We start from the raw sequence: 15189 nt of genomic DNA, 5'->3' as shown, positions 1-15189 counted from the left end.
CTACGGCTAGCCGTACATCCGGCGCATCGCGAAGTCGACCATCTGCTCGACCGCCTTCGCGTCGAAGACCATCCGGTGGTCGCCCTCCATGTCGAGGACGAAGCCGTACCCGGTCGGCAGCAGATCGATCACCTCGGCGCCGGTGATCACGAAGTACTTGGACTCCTTGCCGGCGTACCGGCGCAGCTCCTTGAGCGTGGTGAACATGGGGATGACCGGATGCTGCGTGTTGTGCAGCGCCAGGAATCCGGGGGTGTCGCCGCGCGGGCAGTAGACCTTCGAGGTGGCGAAGATCTGCTGGAAGTCCTCGGCGGAGAGGGACCCCGTGGTGAAGGCCCGCACGGCGTCGGCGAGCGACGGTGGCGAGGGCTCGGGGTAGAGCGGCTGCTCGGCGTAACCGCCGGCCATCTGCTGCGGGGCGGCGTACTGCTGCTGCCCCGCGTGCCCCGCGCTCACGTTCTGGTCGTAGCCGTACATGGGGCGAAGCCTACCGACCGGCCACTCGCCGTCGGACACGTATTTCCCGCCAGGCTTGACGCTGGTCACAGTCGTCAGGGGTTGCGTCTTATTACCGACGGGTAGCATCATTACGTTACCGATTGGTATGTACGAGGAACCCTGTCTCCCCGAGCCTTAACGGAGCCGTCGCCATGGGGCACTACAAGTCGAATCTCCGCGACATCGAGTTCAACCTCTTCGAGGTGCTCGGCCGCGACAAGCAGTACGGCACCGGTCCGTTCGAGGAGATGGACACCGAGACCGCCAAGAGCGTCCTGTCCGAGATCGCGCGTCTCGCCGAGAACGAGCTGGCCGCCTCCTTCGAGGACGCCGACCGCAACCCGCCGGTCTTCGACCCGGCCACCAACACCGCGCCCGTCCCCGCCTCCTTCAAGAAGAGCTACGAAGCCTTCATGGACTCGGAGTACTGGCGCCTGGGCCTGCCCGAGGAGATCGGCGGCACCACCTCGCCCCGCTCCCTGATCTGGGCCTACGCGGAGCTGCTGCTCGGCTCGAACCCGGCCATCTGGATGTACTCCTCCGGCCCGGCGTTCGCCGGCATCCTCTTCGAAGAGGGCAACGAGGCGCAGAAGAAGGTCGCCGAGATAGCCGTCGAGAAGCGCTGGGGCTCCACCATGGTCCTCACCGAGCCGGACGCCGGCTCGGACGTGGGCGCCGGCCGCACCAAGGCGATCCAGCAGGCCGACGGCTCCTGGCACATCGAGGGCGTGAAGCGCTTCATCACGTCCGGTGAGCACGACATGGAGGAGAACATCCTCCACTACGTCCTCGCGCGCCCCGAGGGCCACGGCCCCGGCACCAAGGGCCTGTCCCTCTTCCTCGTCCCGAAGTTCCACTTCGACTGGGAGACCGGCGAGCTGGGCGAGCGCAACGGCGTCTACGCCACCAACGTCGAGCACAAGATGGGCCTCAAGGCCTCCAACACGTGCGAGATGACCTTCGGCGACCAGCACCCCGCCAAGGGCTGGCTGATCGGTGACAAGCACGACGGCATCCGCCAGATGTTCATGATCATCGAGTTCGCCCGGATGATGGTCGGCACGAAGGCCATCGCCACCCTCTCCACCGGCTACCTGAACGCGCTGGAGTACGCCAAGGAGCGCGTGCAGGGCCCGGACCTCGCGAACTTCATGGACAAGACCGCGCCCAAGGTCACCATCACGCACCACCCCGACGTGCGCCGCTCGCTCATGACGCAGAAGGCCTACGCCGAGGGCATGCGCGCCCTGGTCCTCTACACGGCCTCCGTGCAGGACGAGATCCAGATCAAGCAGGCCGCCGGCGAGGACGCCTCCGCCGAGATCGGCCTCAACGACCTGCTCCTGCCGATCGTGAAGGGCTACGGCTCGGAGAAGTCCTACGAGCAGCTCGCCCAGTCCCTGCAGACCTTCGGTGGCTCCGGCTACCTGCAGGAGTACCCGATCGAGCAGTACATCCGCGACGCCAAGATCGACACCCTCTACGAGGGCACCACGGCCATCCAGGGCCAGGACTTCTTCTTCCGGAAGATCGTCCGCGACCAGGGCGCCTCGCTGAACATCCTCAGCGAGACGATGAAGAAGTTCCTGGCCGAGGCCGTCGGCGGCGAGGAGCTGGCCGGCGCCCGCGACGCGCTCGCCAAGGCCGCCGTCGACCTGGAGGCCATCGTCGGCCAGATGATCGTCGACCTCACCGCCACCGGCGAGGACGTCAAGAACATCTACAAGGTCGGCCAGAACACCACCCGCCTGCTGATGGCCTCGGGTGACGTGGTCGTCGGTTACCTGCTGCTCAAGGGCGCCGCCGTGGCCGCCGAGAAGCTGGCGACCGCCGCCCCGAAGGACGTCCCCTTCTACACGGGCAAGATCGCCGCCGCGAAGTTCTTCGCGTCGCAGGTCCTGCCGAACGTCTCGGTCCAGCGCCAGCTGGCCGAGGTCGTCGACAACTCCCTCATGGAGCTCGACGAGGCCGCCTTCTAGGCCGGTCGCGCCACCACCGCGCACACACACCAGCGGCCGGGCCCCCCGCACAGGGGCCCGGCCGCTGCCGCGTACCCGGCCCCAGGCCCCTGTCCTGCGGCTTTCCCCGATGTCAGTCGTTCATGGGACGCTCGTACACATGAGTCCACAGGATCAGCACGGCAGCAGGGGGTACTCCGTCCCCACCGGGCGTCCGTACGCCCTCAAGGAGCTGCAGGCGAGCCTGGGCAGCCTCGGCGACCACCTGCGCGAGCTGTACGACGGCGCCCACCCCGCCGAGTACGACACCATCGCCGACGCGCTGTACGTGGCCTTCCAGACGGCCACCGGACTGGCTCCCGCCAAGAGCTACACCGGCTGCCCCGAGCACCCCAACGGCGCCCTCGACCCCGAGGCACCCGAAGGCTGGGGCCGCTGCCTCATCTGCAACGACCGGCGGCGCCTCGGAGCGCGCCGGCACGGCGGCCCGCCCGCCGCCCCCGCCGGAGAGCAGCGCCGCCTGGGCTACCCCGTACCGGACCCCCCGTACACGCTCCAGCGGCTGCGCACGTACGTGCGCACCGTCGAGGACCAGCGGTTCCACCTGGGCCTGTCCTCGCCCGCGGAGGACTTCGTCCGCATCGCCGACGACCTCCACCGCGCCTTCATCGTCGCCCGCGAACTTTCCCGGCCGCGCAACGCCTCGGGATGCGCCGAACATCCCGGCGCGCCGATCGACCCCGACGCTCCTCCCGGCGAGGCCTGTATCTTCTGCGCCGGACGCAAAAGACGCGCGCAGCGCTCCCCGCAGACCCCGGAGATGCTCCCGCGCATCCGACGGGGCGAGCGCAGGCAACTGCAGCGCCGATTCGAGCGTCCGCCGGGCTGAGAACCGACGGGACCGCAGAGGCAACGGGCGCGGAACCAGCTCTCCCGGCTGTCGCACGGTCCGGCCATGACGAACACGAACCCGACCCTCGTTAAGGTGAACCACTTGGCTTCCTCCCCTCCCCAGCAGGAGGGGATTCCCACACTCACGGGTGGGGATCCTGTTTCGCCACGGACCGCCCCGACCGAGAGGAGGACTCCCGATGAGGTCTCACATCCGCTCCACAGGCAGCTGCCGCCGGCCCGGCGGCCAGAAGACCGACCGCGGCGTTCCCGTCCCGGCCGTGAGCGGTCCCGCAGCTCTCACAGGTCCACTCGCGGACACTCAGGGGCATCGCGTCGGCGATGTTCCGCAGCATGCCGGCGACCGCCGGATCCTCGCTCACGAGCGTGTGGTCCTCGCGCACGAGACGAGTCGTCAGCTGGTGCAGGAGGTCCCGGCGCCGGTCGGCGATCCGGCCATGGATCCGCGCCACACGGGCGTGAGCCCCGCCTCCCGCCTTCCAGGCCTCGGCACGGGCGGCGAGAGCCAGGCTGCAGACCTTCCGCACACACCCGAACGTCCGCGACAGTTCCACGGCCTGCGCGTCCGTCGGATAGAAACGGTACTTGAACGGCCGCTCCACGGAAGGAAACCCCACACCGCGGAGGCCACGGTCGGTCACGATCCGAACACCAGCACAGGTCACAGCCTCACGTTGCGGCACTTCGCCGCAGCGAGGCTCCGAGCCGGAACTGCGTTTCCTCACCCGGCTGAAGCCGGGGGCTTCCACACAAGGGAAATACGATGAGCTCTCCCGCCCGCTTCGACCGCGGCCACACCGACGATCTGATGACCTTCCTGACGGCCAGTCCGTCGCCGTACCACGCCGTGGCCAACGCGGCGGAGCGGCTGGAGAAGGCAGGCTTCAGGCAGTTGTCGGAAACGGACGCCTGGGATGCGGGCACCGGGGGCAAGTTCGTGCTCCGCGGCGGTGCGCTCATCGCCTGGTTCGTCCCCGAAGGCGCGGCCGCACACACCCCGTTCCGGATCGTCGGCGCACACACCGACTCCCCGAACCTGCGGGTCAAGCCGCTGCCGGACACGGGCTCGCAGGGCTGGCGGCAGATCGCCGTCGAGATCTACGGCGGCACCCTGCTCAACACCTGGCTGGACCGCGACCTGGGACTGGCCGGGCGGCTGACCCTGCGCGACGGCACCGAGCGCCTGGTGAACGTCGACCGCGCACTGCTGCGCGTACCCCAACTCGCCGTGCACCTGGACCGGTCGGTGAACAGCGAAGGCCTCAAGCTCGACAAGCAGCGCCACATGCAGCCGATCTGGGGTCTGGGCGACGTCCAGGAGGGCGACCTGATCTCCTTCCTGGAGGAGGAAGAGGGCCTGGACCAGGGGTCGGTGGCCGGCTGGGACCTGATGGTCCACTCCATCGAGCCGCCGTCGTACCTGGGCCGTGACCGCGAGCTGGTGGCCGGCCCGCGCATGGACAACCTGCTGTCGGTGCACGCGGGCGTGGCGGCGCTGGCCGCGGTCTCCGCCACCGGCAAGCTCGACCACATCCCGGTGCTGGCCGCCTTCGACCACGAGGAGAACGGCTCGCAGTCCGACACGGGCGCGGACGGCCCGCTGCTGGGCAACGTGCTGGAACGTTCAGTCTTCGCCCGCGGGGGCTCGTACGAGGACCGCGCGCGGGCCTTCGCGGGCACCATCTGCCTGTCCTCGGACACCGGGCACGCCGTACACCCCAACTACGGTGAGCGGCACGACCCGACGCACCACCCGCGCGCCAACGGCGGACCGATCCTGAAGGTCAACGTCAACCAGCGGTACGCCACCGACGGCAGCGGGCGCGCCGTGTTCGCCGCCGCGTGCGAGCGGGCCGGCGTGCCGTGGCAGACCTTCGTCTCCAACAACTCGATGCCGTGCGGCACCACGATCGGCCCGATCACCGCCGCCCGCCACGGCATCCAGACCGTGGACATCGGCGTCGCGATCCTCTCGATGCACAGCGCCCGCGAACTGTGCGGCGCGGACGACCCGTTCCTGCTGGCGAACGCCCTGGTGGCCTTCCTGGAGGGCTGAGCCCCCCAGGAAGGCCGCTGCCGGCTACCCCTCGGCGTCCATCCCCGCGAGGACGAGGGGCAGCCGGGAGGCGCCGTCGGCCGTGACGCGGACCGGCACGCCCCAGTCCTGCTGGTGGACGTGGCAGGCCGGGTACTCGTTGGCGGGGTCGTCGTCGCAGGACGCCGCCAACGCCGAGACGTGCAGGACGCCCTCGGTGACGTCCGGGTTCAGCCCGAGCTCCCGGAACAGGTCGGTCCCGGCACCCTCGCCGTCCGCCAGCAGCCCGGGCGGGGTCGAGGAGACGAGCAGCCGGGTGGAGGGCCCGTAGCGGGTGTCGAGCTTCTGCCCGCTCGGCGCCTGGAAGACGATGTCGAGGCGGAGCGTGCCGGGCGCCACCTCGGTGGCGGCCCGCTGCGTACGGTGGGCGACCGCGTCCACCCGGACCGCCTCCTCCGGGAGGCGCAGACGGGTCAGCCGGTGCCGGGCCGACTCGACGACCACGATGTCCTCGCCCACCAGCACGGCGTCGCTGGGCTCGCGCAGATCGGTCGCCAGGGTCGAGACCTGGCCGGTGGCCGGGTCGTAGCGGCGCAGCGCGTGGTTGTACGTGTCGCACACCGCGACCGAGCCGTCGGGCAGGGCGGTCACGCCGAGCGGGTGCTGGAGCAGGGCCTGGGCGGCGTCGCCGTCCCGGTGCCCGAAGTCGAACAGCCCGGTGCCGACCGCGGACTTGACCACGTACCCGCCGTCACCGGCTTCCGCGTACCGCAGGGCGCTGGTCTCGGAGTCGGCGATCCACAGCCGGTCCCCGGCGGCCGCGAGCCCCGAGGGCTGGGCGAACCAGGCCTCGGCGGCCGGCCCGTCGAGCAGCCCCTCGTTGGTCGTACCGGCCGCGACCTCGACCGTCCCGGCCTCCGGGTCCCAGGTCCACAGCTGGTGCACACCGGCCATGGCGATCCAGACCCGGCCCTGCCACCAGGCCACGTCCCACGGCGAGGACAGGTCCACCTCCAGCGCCGGCCCGGAGGTCGGCGACCCCTGCCACCACTGCCGGCCGGTCCCGGCGACGGTCTCCACGTGGCCGGTGGCCGGGTCGTAGGTGCGCAGCGCGTGGTTGACGGTGTCGGCGACGACGACCTTGCCGTCGGGCAGCAGTGCCAGCCCCTGCGGCTCGCTGAAGCTGTCCCCGGCGAAGCCGCGCTCGCCGGTGCCGATGCGGCGTACGACGCTCTCGCCGTCGGCGGCCAGCTCCACGAGCTGGTGCCGGGTGGAGTCGGAGACCAGCAGGTTCCCGGACGGCAGCAGCAGCGCCTTCCCGGGGAACCGCAGGGCGCCGGCCACCGGCTCGGGCGCCACGTACGGCCCGTCGCCGCGCCGCAGCGTGCCCTTGGCCTCGTGCTCGGCCTCCAGCTCCTCGACCAGGCGGGCGAGGGCGTGCGCGTGCCCCTCACCGGCGTGCTGGGCGACGATGTACCCCTCGGGGTCGATCACGACGAGCGTGGGCCAGGCGCGTACGGCGTACTGCTTCCAGGTCGCGAGCTCGGGATCGTCCAGCACTGGGTGGTGCACCTGATACCGCTCGACGGCATCGACGACGGCGGCGTGCTCGGCCTCGTGCACGAACTTCGGGGAGTGCACACCGATGATCACGACGGTGTCGCGGTGCTTCTCCTCCAGCTCGCGCAGCTCGTCGAGGACGTGCAGGCAGTTGATGCAGCAGAAGGTCCAGAAATCTACAACAACGCACTTACCTCGCAGGTCGGCGAGGGTGAGCTCTTTACCACCGGTGTTCAGCCAGCCGCCCTTGCCGATCAGCTCGGGGGCACGGACACGGGCACGTCGGCGGGGCGCGGGCGCAGGGGTGGGCGCCGGGGCAGCATCGTTCATCCTTCAAGCTTGCCATCAGGGTATGAACATCGGATCACGCGTATGCGGCAAGGTCCACGACAGGGGAGCGACGGATGACCGAGGACGCCAGGACAGCAGGGTTCATGGCACTGCCGGGGAACACGGAGGACCGGCGGGAGGTGTTCGCCCGGTCCCTGGCGGACGTCGTACGGGTCCTCGGGCTCGACGTACCCGCCGAGCCGGAGTCCGCCGGCGGACTCACCTGGGAACACCGCGCCCGGGCGGCGTTACGCAGGGCCTGGCAGCACGGTGCGGTCCTTTCCGACGAGGCATTCGACGCACTGCTCAGGGCGGCGGTCCACGACCCCAACCCGAGTTTCAACCGTCAGTTCGTCGAGCCGGCCCTGAACGCCTTCGGCCACCGGCGCGTCCAGGCCGCGCTGCTCGCGTACCTGCTCACCGGCACGAATCCCGAGCGGGCGGGCGCCGCGCGGGCCTGGTACTGGTCGGCCCTGGGCCTGCGGATGCCGCTCGTACGGGCGGAGCACCCGGCTCCGGCCGACGACGGCAGATCCGTGGTGAAGGAGTGGTACGAGGCCGCGCTGCGCGAGTTCGTGCACAACGAGCACCTGGACGTCCGGCGCTGCGTCCTCCCGCTGCTGCCGCTGCGGAAGTCCTCGTACCCGCCGGAGCTGCACGACTTGGTGGACGAGGCGGTCGCGATCGCCCGCTCCCACCCGGACGAGTACATCCGCCACCGGGTGGAGCACCAGGTCGGCGACTGAGGTCCGCTGCGCGAAGTGCACTCGCAGGGGTGACGACGGGCGGCGGGACCCCGTGGGAGCCTGGTCCCAGGAAGCAAGGGAGGCGTCCGGAATGACCACCGCGCACGACTACAGCGAAGGCGTCGATCCCGAGCGCGCGCTGAAGTACGCCATCCAGCACTTCAGCGGGGACCGCACCGAGATCGTCGAAGGGGTCATCAGCAACGTGACACCTAGCTGGGACCACGAGAACGCGGCCGAAGAGATCCGCGATCAGATCCGACCTCGGGTCAAGGAGCTGGACTGCGTCACCGGCTCGGGCAACCTGGACCTCCCAGGCTCGCCGAACTGGTACGTACCCGACCTTGCCGTCGTTCCCAAGGCGCTGGCGAAGGGGGGCAGCGCTCTCCTGCCGGACCAGGTACTGCTCGTCGTCGAGATCACGTCCGAGTCCAACGCCGAGTCCGACCGTGTCGTCAAGCGCAAGCGGTACGCCGAGTACGGGGCACCGCTGTACCTGCTGGTCGACCGGGTGGAGGCGACCGTCACGCTGTTCGCGCTGCCCGGGCGGCTCGGGTACACCAAGGTGGACGGGCCGCACCCCTTCGGGACGCCGGTGCGGCTGCCCGAGCCGTTCGGGATCGAGCTAGACACCAGCGGGCTCTAGCCGGCGCCGGGTAGCGTGCGGGACGTGACAGTCAGCACGCCGCCGAGCGGGCGGATATTCGATGCCGTGAGCGCCACCGCCGTCCGGAGCACCGACGGGTTGCGCGAGCTCTACGAACACCCAGGCGACATGGCCCGGCGCAAGGCCGTGGACCGGATCCACGAGGCCGCGCGGGCGGTCATCGGGCGGTCGTCGTTGGTGTTCGTCGCCAGTGCCGGGGCCGACGGGAGCTGCGATGTGACGCCCCGGGGCGGGCCGCCCGGATTCGTGGCCGTGCTGGACGAGTTCACCCTCGCGCTGCCCGACGCCACCGGCAACAAGCGGCTCGACACCGCCCACAACATCGTGGAGACGGGCCGGGCCGGGCTGATCTTCGTCATCCCCGGGCGGACCACCACCCTGCGGGTGAACGGGCGGGCCTGCGTGTCCGCCGATCCGCGGTTGCTGGAACAGCTGACCGCCGTCGGCAAGCCGCCGCGGAGCGCGATCGTGGTGGAGGTCGAGGAGGCCTACCAGCACTGCCCGAAGGCGTTCCTGCGCAGCCACGCGTGGCAGCCCGAGCAGTGGCTCGCCGAGGACGCCGTCCCGAGCTCCGCCGAGATCACCCTCTCCCACCTGGATCTCCCCGGTCTGACGATCGAGGAGATCCGGCAGCAGGAGCGCGAGTCCCTCCTCTACCGCTACGAGTAGTCGAAGAGGGCGCTCAGCCGGGGCAGTCGGGCCGATATCTCGTCGGTGTCGTCGAAGTCGAAGTCCCAGGACGGGTCCAGGGCCGGGTAGCTGATCGTGAAGGAGTCCGCGGGCAGTTCGCGGCCGGTGCCGGCCTCGTAGGCGGTCCAGGCGATCGAGAGGGCGGACTCGTCCCACAGTTCCAGGCCCTGCTCCGCGGCCTCGCGGACCGCGGGGTGCGCGGCCAGGGAGTCGGGGTCGGCGAGGGCCGTCTCGAAGGCCTCCCGGCCCTGGGTGAGGAGCCAGCCGCGGAAGTAGTCGAAGCCGTCGTCCGAGCAGCCTCCGTTGATCACGTAGGCCGCGGCCCAGAGCGGCGCCCGGTAGGACTCCGCCAGCAGGTCCCACAGCACCTGCTGGGACGCGGCTATCTCCACCGCCTCCCTGTCCGCGAGGAGCTGCGCCGCGCGCGAGGCCACCTCCTGCGGTTCCGCATCGGCGCGGGCCGTCTCGATCAGCTTCCAGAACGTCTGCTTGTCCATGGGGAAAGCCTGGCAGCCGGGTCTGACATCAGGCGGTGGTGCTGAGGAAGGTGTGGAGGGATCTTGTGAGAGCGCCGACGAAGGCGTCCTGTACCGGTGCCGGGACGAGGTCCAGGGAGAGGTACGGGTTCAGGTCCTCCAGCTCGACGAGGAGCAGTTCGCCGGACGGCGCCCGGCAGGCGTCGACGCGCTGGATGCCGTGGTCGAGGGTGTTCCAGTCGACGAAGGAGCGGGCGAAGGCCAGGTCCGCCTCGGTCGGGGAGTAGCGCTCCAGCTCCCAGCGGCGGTCCGGATCGGGGGCGTACAGCGCGTACTGGAAGGCGTCGTCGACGAAGTAGAAGGACACCTCGTACGTGAAGTCGATGCGCGGCTGGATCAGCACGGCCCCGGCCGGGCCGTCCGGTGCCGCGGTGAAGGTGAGGCCGATGGAGTCGGCGCCCTGCTTCGGCTTGACCGCGTACTGCGGCACCTGCGGCAGTTCCGCCAGCCGGGCGGGGTCGTCGATCGTCGGGATGACCGGGTAGCCGGCGGCCGTCAGGTCGAGGAGGTACTGCTTGCCCGCCATGTCGGCGCGGCCGGTGAGCGGGTTGTAGACGCGGGCCCCGGCGGCGAGGGCGGCCGCGCGGAAGGAGTCGTAGGCCTCCTGGTAGTGCAGGACCGGGCCGCTGTTGCGGACGATCACCGCGTCGAAGCCGAGCGGCAGCATGGCCTCCGCCTCCGCGGGATGGCACAGCGCCAGGCCGAATTCGGCACGCAGCCGGGACGTGAGGAATATGTCCTCGTCGCAGTAGCGGCGGCCGCGTGCGGGGTACGCCAGGTCGGTCACGTAGAGCAGGGGCATGGGGGCAACCTATCGCGGGCACGGATCAGCGCATGAAATACCTCGTTCGGGACAAATTGCTGGCCATCGGGGACGACTACTGGATCGAGGACGAGGACGGCCGGCACGCCTTCCTCGTCGACGGGAAGGCGCTGCGCTTCCGGGACACACTGGAGCTGAAGGATCCGGACGGGCTGATCCTGATCACCCTGCGGGAGAAACTGTTCACCCTGCGGGACGCGATGACCCTGGAGCGGGACGAGCGGCGGCTCGCGGTGATCCGCCGCAAACGGCTCTCGCTGGTGCGGGGCCACTTCCGCGTGACCCTGGCCGAGGGCACCGAGCTCGATGTCAGCGGGCGGATCCTGGACCGCGAGTTCAAGGTCGAGTACGACGGGGAACTGCTCGCGCTGGTCTCGCGGCAGTGGTACCGGCTCCGCGAGACGTACGCGGTGGACGTGGTCCGGGAGGACGCGGACGCAGCGCTGCTGATCGCGGTCGCGGTGTGCGTGATCCGGATGGCGGAGAAGGAGCGGGAGGGCGGGGTCAGCCCCGATGGTGTTCCCGGGCCGTGAGCTGCCCCTGGACGTAGGCGTCGGTCTCCGGCTCGTACGGGCCTCCGTGGTCGAACAGGAGGTCGGTGATGCGCTGCCACTCGGCGGCTTCGGCGCGGACGGCCGCGCCGGCACGCTCCAGGTCGCCGGCGTCCGCCAGCACCGCCTCCAGGACGGCCTGTGCCTCGTGGTGGGTCATGCCGGTGGCCCGGTCCCGTACGCGCCGACGGGCTGCGATCTCCGCGGCGGCGGGCTCGTGCGGCTCCAGGGCGGCCTCCAGCGCGGCCTCTGCGTCACCCGTCACGGCGTTCCCGCCCCCTCCTCGTGGACCCGGCGGCCGGCGCCGCCCGTCCCCTTCGCCTGCCCGGGAACCCCGGCGCCAACCAGGGTTCCGGGCCGGCGTCAGCGGCCCAGCCGGCGGTCCTTCAGGGCCGGGAACTGGGAGCGGGTGTCGGCGACCTTGGCCGGGTCCAGGTCCACGGTGAGGACCTCCTCGCCGGGGCCGGCCTCCGCCAGGACCTCGCCCCAGGGGTCCACCACCAGGCTGTGCCCGGCCTGCTCCACGCCCGCGTGGGTGCCGGCCGTCCCGCAGGCCAGGACGTAGGACTGGTCCTCCACGGCGCGCGCCCGGCTGAGCAGGGTCCAGTGCGAGCGGCGGCGGGCGGGCCAGCCCGCGGCGACGACCATCGTGGTGGCCCCGGCGTCGACCAGGCCGCGGAACAGCTCCGGGAAGCGCAGGTCGTAGCAGGTGGCGATACCGAGGGTCTGCTCCGGCAGGGTCACCGTGGTCAGGGAGTCCCCGGCCGACATCAGCACCGCCTCGCCCTGGTCGAAGCCGAAGCGGTGGATCTTCCGGTAGGTGGCGGCGAGCTCGCCCGCCGGGGAGAGGACGAGGGCGGTGTTGTAGAGGGAGCCGTCGCCCGCGCGCTCCACGACCGACCCCGCGTGCAGCCAGACGCCGGCGTCGCGGGCCGCCTTGGACATGGCCTCGTAGGTCGGGCCGTCCAGCGGTTCGGCCTCGGTCTCGAACTGCTCGTAGGCGAACGCGCCGACCGGCCACAGCTCCGGCAGGACGACGAGATCGGAGCCCGCCTGCTCCCGTACGAGTTCGGCCACGCGGACACGTCGGGAAGACACCGACTCGCCCTCGTTCACTGCGATTTGGATCAGCGAGGCGCGCACACTACCACCGTCCTGGCGTTCAAGCCGTCAACTCGGGCCTACGATCGTCACACGAAAGCACTGCCGGGGTGCTCACCGGCAGCGTAGTTTTGGAAACTGAGTCCACCGCTTCCGAAACGCGCCATTGAACAGCACCGCGAGGGGTCCCGTTGACCGTCCAGCCGCATCCCGCCCTCCAGCCCTATGCCGACGCCTGGACACACTCCATCGAGGCGATATCCGAGTTGGTCCTCCCGCTGACGGAGGGCGAGTGGAACCGGGCGACGCCGTGTCCCGGCTGGTCGGTCCGTGATGTCGTGTCACACATCATCGGCATTGAGTGCGAGCAGCTCGGGGACCCGCGGCCGATCCACACCGTGGCGCGGGACCTGCGGCACGTGGTGGACGAGTTCAGCCGGTACATGGAGGTGCAGGTCGACGTGCGGCGTCACCACACCGCGCCGGAGATGACCTCGGAGCTGGAGTACACGGTGATCCGGCGCTCCCGGCAGCTGCGGAACGAGAAGCGGGATCCGGCCACGATGGTCCGCGGGCCGCTCGGCGACCAGGTGACGCTGGAGCAGGCGCTGCGGCTGCGGGCCTTCGACGTGTGGATCCACGAGCAGGACCTGCGGGCGGCGCTGGGGGTACCGGGGAACTGGGACTCGCCGGGCGCGTACGTGGCGCGGGACCTCCTGCTGGCCGGGCTGCCGAAGGTGGTGGCCAAGCGGGCGGGCGCGCCGGCGAACTCGGCCGTGGTGATCGACGTGCACGGTCAACTGGAGTTCATGCGGACGGTACGGGTGGACGCGGACGGCCGCGGCACGGTGGACAAGTCGCCGTCGCTGGGCCCGGCGGTGACCCTGACGCTGGACTGGGAGACCTACGTCCGCCTCGCGGCGGGCCGGGTACGGGCGCACACCGTCGCGGACCGGGTGAAGGTGGAGGGCGACGTGGAGCTGGCGGACGCCATCCTCACGCAGTTCTCCGTGACCCCGTAGGGCCGACGGGGCCGCACGGCCCAGCCGTGCGGCCCGGGCGGCCGTGCGGCGGAACTCGGTGGGGCTGATCGCGTACGCCTCCCGGAAGGCGCGGCTGAAGGCCGCGGCATGGGTGAAGCACCAGCGGGCGCCGATCTCGTGGACGGGCCGTCCGGCCGGCTCGGGGCGGGCCAGGTCCAGGACGGCCGCCTCCGCCTGGAAGCCGGCGGAGCGTTCGCTCCTGAGCGCGGTGGGCACCGGCGAGCCGGAGACGGCGTCCGTGAACCAGTCGAACCGCTCCACGGTCGGCACGGCACCCGCGGACAGTTTCGTCCACGTCTCCGGCGGATCACCCCTCCCGACACCGCTCCCCCGGGGGACGGCGGACCTACGGCGCCTCGCGCCCTGCTGTTTCCGGGAGGGGACCCGCACGGGACACCGGCTCCGGTTCCTGCGCGGGGACGGTGACGCGGCCCCGGGCTGCCTCGCGGGCCAGGGCGAGGGGACGCAGGCGCAGGATGCTGATCACGCCCAGCGCTTCGAGGACGAAGACCGTGGAGAAGGCGATGCGGTAGCTGTCGCCGGTGGCGTCCAGCAGGATGCCGACCGTCAGCAGGGTGGTCATGGACGCGATGAAGCCGCCCATGTTCGTGATGCCGGAGGCGGTGCCCTGGCGCTCCGCCGGGTTGGCCGGGCGGGCGAAGTCGAAGCCGATCATCGACGCCGGTCCGCAGCTGCCGAGCACCAGGCACAGGGTGACCAGCAGCCACATCGGGGCCCGGTCGCCCGGGTAGACGAGGACGGCCGCCCACAGCAGGGCGGTGAGGCCGACGGTGCCCAGGGCGAGCGGGATCCGGGCGGACTGGCGGCGGCCGACGATCTGGCCGTAGACCAGCCCGAGCGCCATGTTCGAGGCGACGACCAGCGTCAGCAGCCCGCCCGCGGTGGTCCGCGACAGCCCCTGCGCCTCGACCAGGAAGGGCATGCCCCACAACAGCAGGAAGACCATCGCGGGGAACTGCGTGGTGAAGTGCACCCACAGGCCGAGCCGGGTGCCGGGTTCGGCCCAGGACTCCCGGATCTGGCGGCGTACGAAGCCCCCCGGAGCACCCGGAGCACCCGGAGCACCCGAGGCCCCGGCGGCGCGCGGCGCGGGTCCGTACCCGTCCGGGTGGTCCCGCAGGAACAGCGTCAGCGGCACCAGGACCACCAGCCCGGCCACCGCGCTGCCCGCGAAGGCGGCGGTCCAGCCGATCTCGTGCAGGACCGGGGCGAGGACGAGGGTGGAGACGAGGTTGCCCGCCATGCCGACCAGCCCGGCCAGCTGTGCCATCAGCGGCCCGCGCCGGGCCGGGAACCACCGGGTGCCGAGCCGCAGCACCGATATGAAGGTCATCGCGTCGCCGCAGCCCAGCAGCGCCCGCGCGGCGAGCGCCATCCCGTACGAGGGCGACAGCGCGAAGCCGAGCTGGCCGGCGGTGAAGAGCACCGCGCCCAGGGTCAGCACCTTCTTGGTGCCGAGCCGGTCGACCATCAGGCCCACCGGTATCTGCATGCCCGCGTAGACCAGCAGCTGGAGGAGGGAGAAGGCGGCCAGCGCCGAGGCGTTGACGTGGAAGCGGTCGGCGGCGTCCAGGCCGGCCACGCCCAGGCTGGTACGGAAGATCACCGCAACGAAGTAGACGGCGACGCCGATGCCCCACACGGCGACGGCCGTCCGGCCGCCCGGCGGGTCGGCGGGTATGCCGTCCCGGGCGGGGGAGGAGTTCACCGGCCCGTTC

16 protein-coding genes are annotated in these 15189 nt (G+C 71.2%); 8 read left to right on the top strand and 8 right to left on the bottom strand.

Features of this window, described 5'->3' with window-relative positions; translation table 11 throughout:
- Window positions 1–6 precede the first annotated feature (6 nt).
- Entirely contained in the window at window positions 7–477 is a 471-nt protein-coding gene (locus ACFY04_RS05820; protein ID WP_030714326.1) for an SseB family protein, read from the bottom strand.
- A 173-nt stretch (window positions 478–650) separates the two neighbouring features.
- Here ACFY04_RS05820 and ACFY04_RS05815 point away from each other — a divergent pair, with 173 nt between their 5' ends.
- Complete coding sequence (locus tag ACFY04_RS05815) at window positions 651–2477, top strand: acyl-CoA dehydrogenase (RefSeq protein WP_389114370.1); 1827 nt, start codon at window positions 651–653, stop codon at window positions 2475–2477.
- A gap of 139 nt (window positions 2478–2616) precedes the next feature.
- On the top strand, window positions 2617–3345 hold the full coding sequence (locus ACFY04_RS05810; protein WP_301368749.1) for a hypothetical protein: 729 nt from the start codon (window positions 2617–2619) through the stop codon (window positions 3343–3345).
- A gap of 145 nt (window positions 3346–3490) precedes the next feature.
- Here ACFY04_RS05810 and ACFY04_RS05805 read toward each other — a convergent pair whose 3' ends face one another.
- Window positions 3491–3922, bottom strand: a complete 432-nt coding sequence (locus ACFY04_RS05805; protein WP_389114830.1) for a helix-turn-helix domain-containing protein — start codon at window positions 3920–3922, stop codon at window positions 3491–3493.
- 209 nt (window positions 3923–4131) lie between these two features.
- Here ACFY04_RS05805 and ACFY04_RS05800 point away from each other — a divergent pair, with 209 nt between their 5' ends.
- Complete coding sequence (locus ACFY04_RS05800) at window positions 4132–5424, top strand: M18 family aminopeptidase (RefSeq protein ID WP_389114369.1); 1293 nt, start codon at window positions 4132–4134, stop codon at window positions 5422–5424.
- A 24-nt stretch (window positions 5425–5448) separates the two neighbouring features.
- Here the strand turns inward: ACFY04_RS05800 and ACFY04_RS05795 are convergent, their stop codons facing one another.
- Window positions 5449–7293 carry an NHL domain-containing thioredoxin family protein gene (locus tag ACFY04_RS05795; RefSeq protein ID WP_389114368.1) on the bottom strand — a complete coding sequence of 615 codons (1845 nt, stop codon included), beginning with the start codon at window positions 7291–7293 and terminating at the stop codon, window positions 5449–5451.
- Between the two features lie 74 nt (window positions 7294–7367).
- On the opposite strand from ACFY04_RS05795, the gene ACFY04_RS05790 reads away from it, so the two are divergent.
- From ACFY04_RS05790 to ACFY04_RS05780, 3 genes are all read left to right on the top strand, one after another.
- Window positions 7368–8039, top strand: a complete 672-nt coding sequence (locus ACFY04_RS05790) for a hypothetical protein (protein ID WP_389114367.1) — start codon at window positions 7368–7370, stop codon at window positions 8037–8039.
- A gap of 91 nt (window positions 8040–8130) precedes the next feature.
- Complete coding sequence (locus tag ACFY04_RS05785; protein ID WP_389114366.1) at window positions 8131–8685, top strand: Uma2 family endonuclease; 555 nt, start codon at window positions 8131–8133, stop codon at window positions 8683–8685.
- A gap of 24 nt (window positions 8686–8709) precedes the next feature.
- Window positions 8710–9375, top strand: a complete 666-nt coding sequence (locus ACFY04_RS05780) for an MSMEG_1061 family FMN-dependent PPOX-type flavoprotein (RefSeq protein WP_389114365.1) — start codon at window positions 8710–8712, stop codon at window positions 9373–9375.
- On the opposite strand, the gene ACFY04_RS05775 is transcribed toward ACFY04_RS05780, so the two are convergent.
- Together ACFY04_RS05775 and ACFY04_RS05770 are read right to left on the bottom strand one after the other, a co-directional pair.
- Window positions 9366–9893: a DUF4240 domain-containing protein gene (locus ACFY04_RS05775; RefSeq protein WP_389114364.1), complete on the bottom strand. Its 528-nt coding sequence runs from the start codon at window positions 9891–9893 to the stop codon at window positions 9366–9368. The genes ACFY04_RS05780 and ACFY04_RS05775 overlap by 10 nt on opposite strands.
- A 28-nt stretch (window positions 9894–9921) precedes the next feature.
- Window positions 9922–10734 (bottom strand): hypothetical protein, encoded by an 813-nt coding sequence (locus ACFY04_RS05770; protein ID WP_389114363.1) that lies wholly within the window; start codon window positions 10732–10734, stop codon window positions 9922–9924.
- Window positions 10735–10766: 32 nt separating this feature from the next.
- Here ACFY04_RS05770 and ACFY04_RS05765 point away from each other — a divergent pair, with 32 nt between their 5' ends.
- Complete coding sequence (locus ACFY04_RS05765) at window positions 10767–11288, top strand: LURP-one-related/scramblase family protein (RefSeq protein ID WP_389114362.1); 522 nt, start codon at window positions 10767–10769, stop codon at window positions 11286–11288.
- On the opposite strand, the gene ACFY04_RS05760 is transcribed toward ACFY04_RS05765, so the two are convergent.
- Entirely contained in the window at window positions 11260–11571 is a 312-nt protein-coding gene (locus ACFY04_RS05760) for a hypothetical protein (RefSeq protein WP_389114361.1), read from the bottom strand. The genes ACFY04_RS05765 and ACFY04_RS05760 overlap by 29 nt on opposite strands.
- Before the next feature lie 98 nt (window positions 11572–11669).
- Complete coding sequence (locus ACFY04_RS05755; protein WP_389114360.1) at window positions 11670–12449, bottom strand: carbon-nitrogen family hydrolase; 780 nt, start codon at window positions 12447–12449, stop codon at window positions 11670–11672.
- Between the two features lie 149 nt (window positions 12450–12598).
- On the opposite strand from ACFY04_RS05755, the gene ACFY04_RS05750 reads away from it, so the two are divergent.
- Window positions 12599–13429 (top strand): maleylpyruvate isomerase family mycothiol-dependent enzyme, encoded by an 831-nt coding sequence (locus tag ACFY04_RS05750; RefSeq protein WP_389114359.1) that lies wholly within the window; start codon window positions 12599–12601, stop codon window positions 13427–13429.
- Window positions 13430–13796: 367 nt separating this feature from the next.
- Here ACFY04_RS05750 and ACFY04_RS05745 read toward each other — a convergent pair whose 3' ends face one another.
- Window positions 13797–15152, bottom strand: a complete 1356-nt coding sequence (locus ACFY04_RS05745) for a nitrate/nitrite transporter (RefSeq protein ID WP_389114828.1) — start codon at window positions 15150–15152, stop codon at window positions 13797–13799.
- Between the last annotated feature and the right edge of the window lie 37 nt (window positions 15153–15189).

Source organism: Streptomyces sp. NPDC001549 (assembly GCF_042894025.1).
GTDB classification, from domain to species: domain Bacteria; phylum Actinomycetota; class Actinomycetes; order Streptomycetales; family Streptomycetaceae; genus Streptomyces; species Streptomyces kutzneri.
The sequence above is the reverse complement of the archived record's forward strand: the minus strand, read 5'-3'. Positions and strand labels throughout refer to the sequence as shown.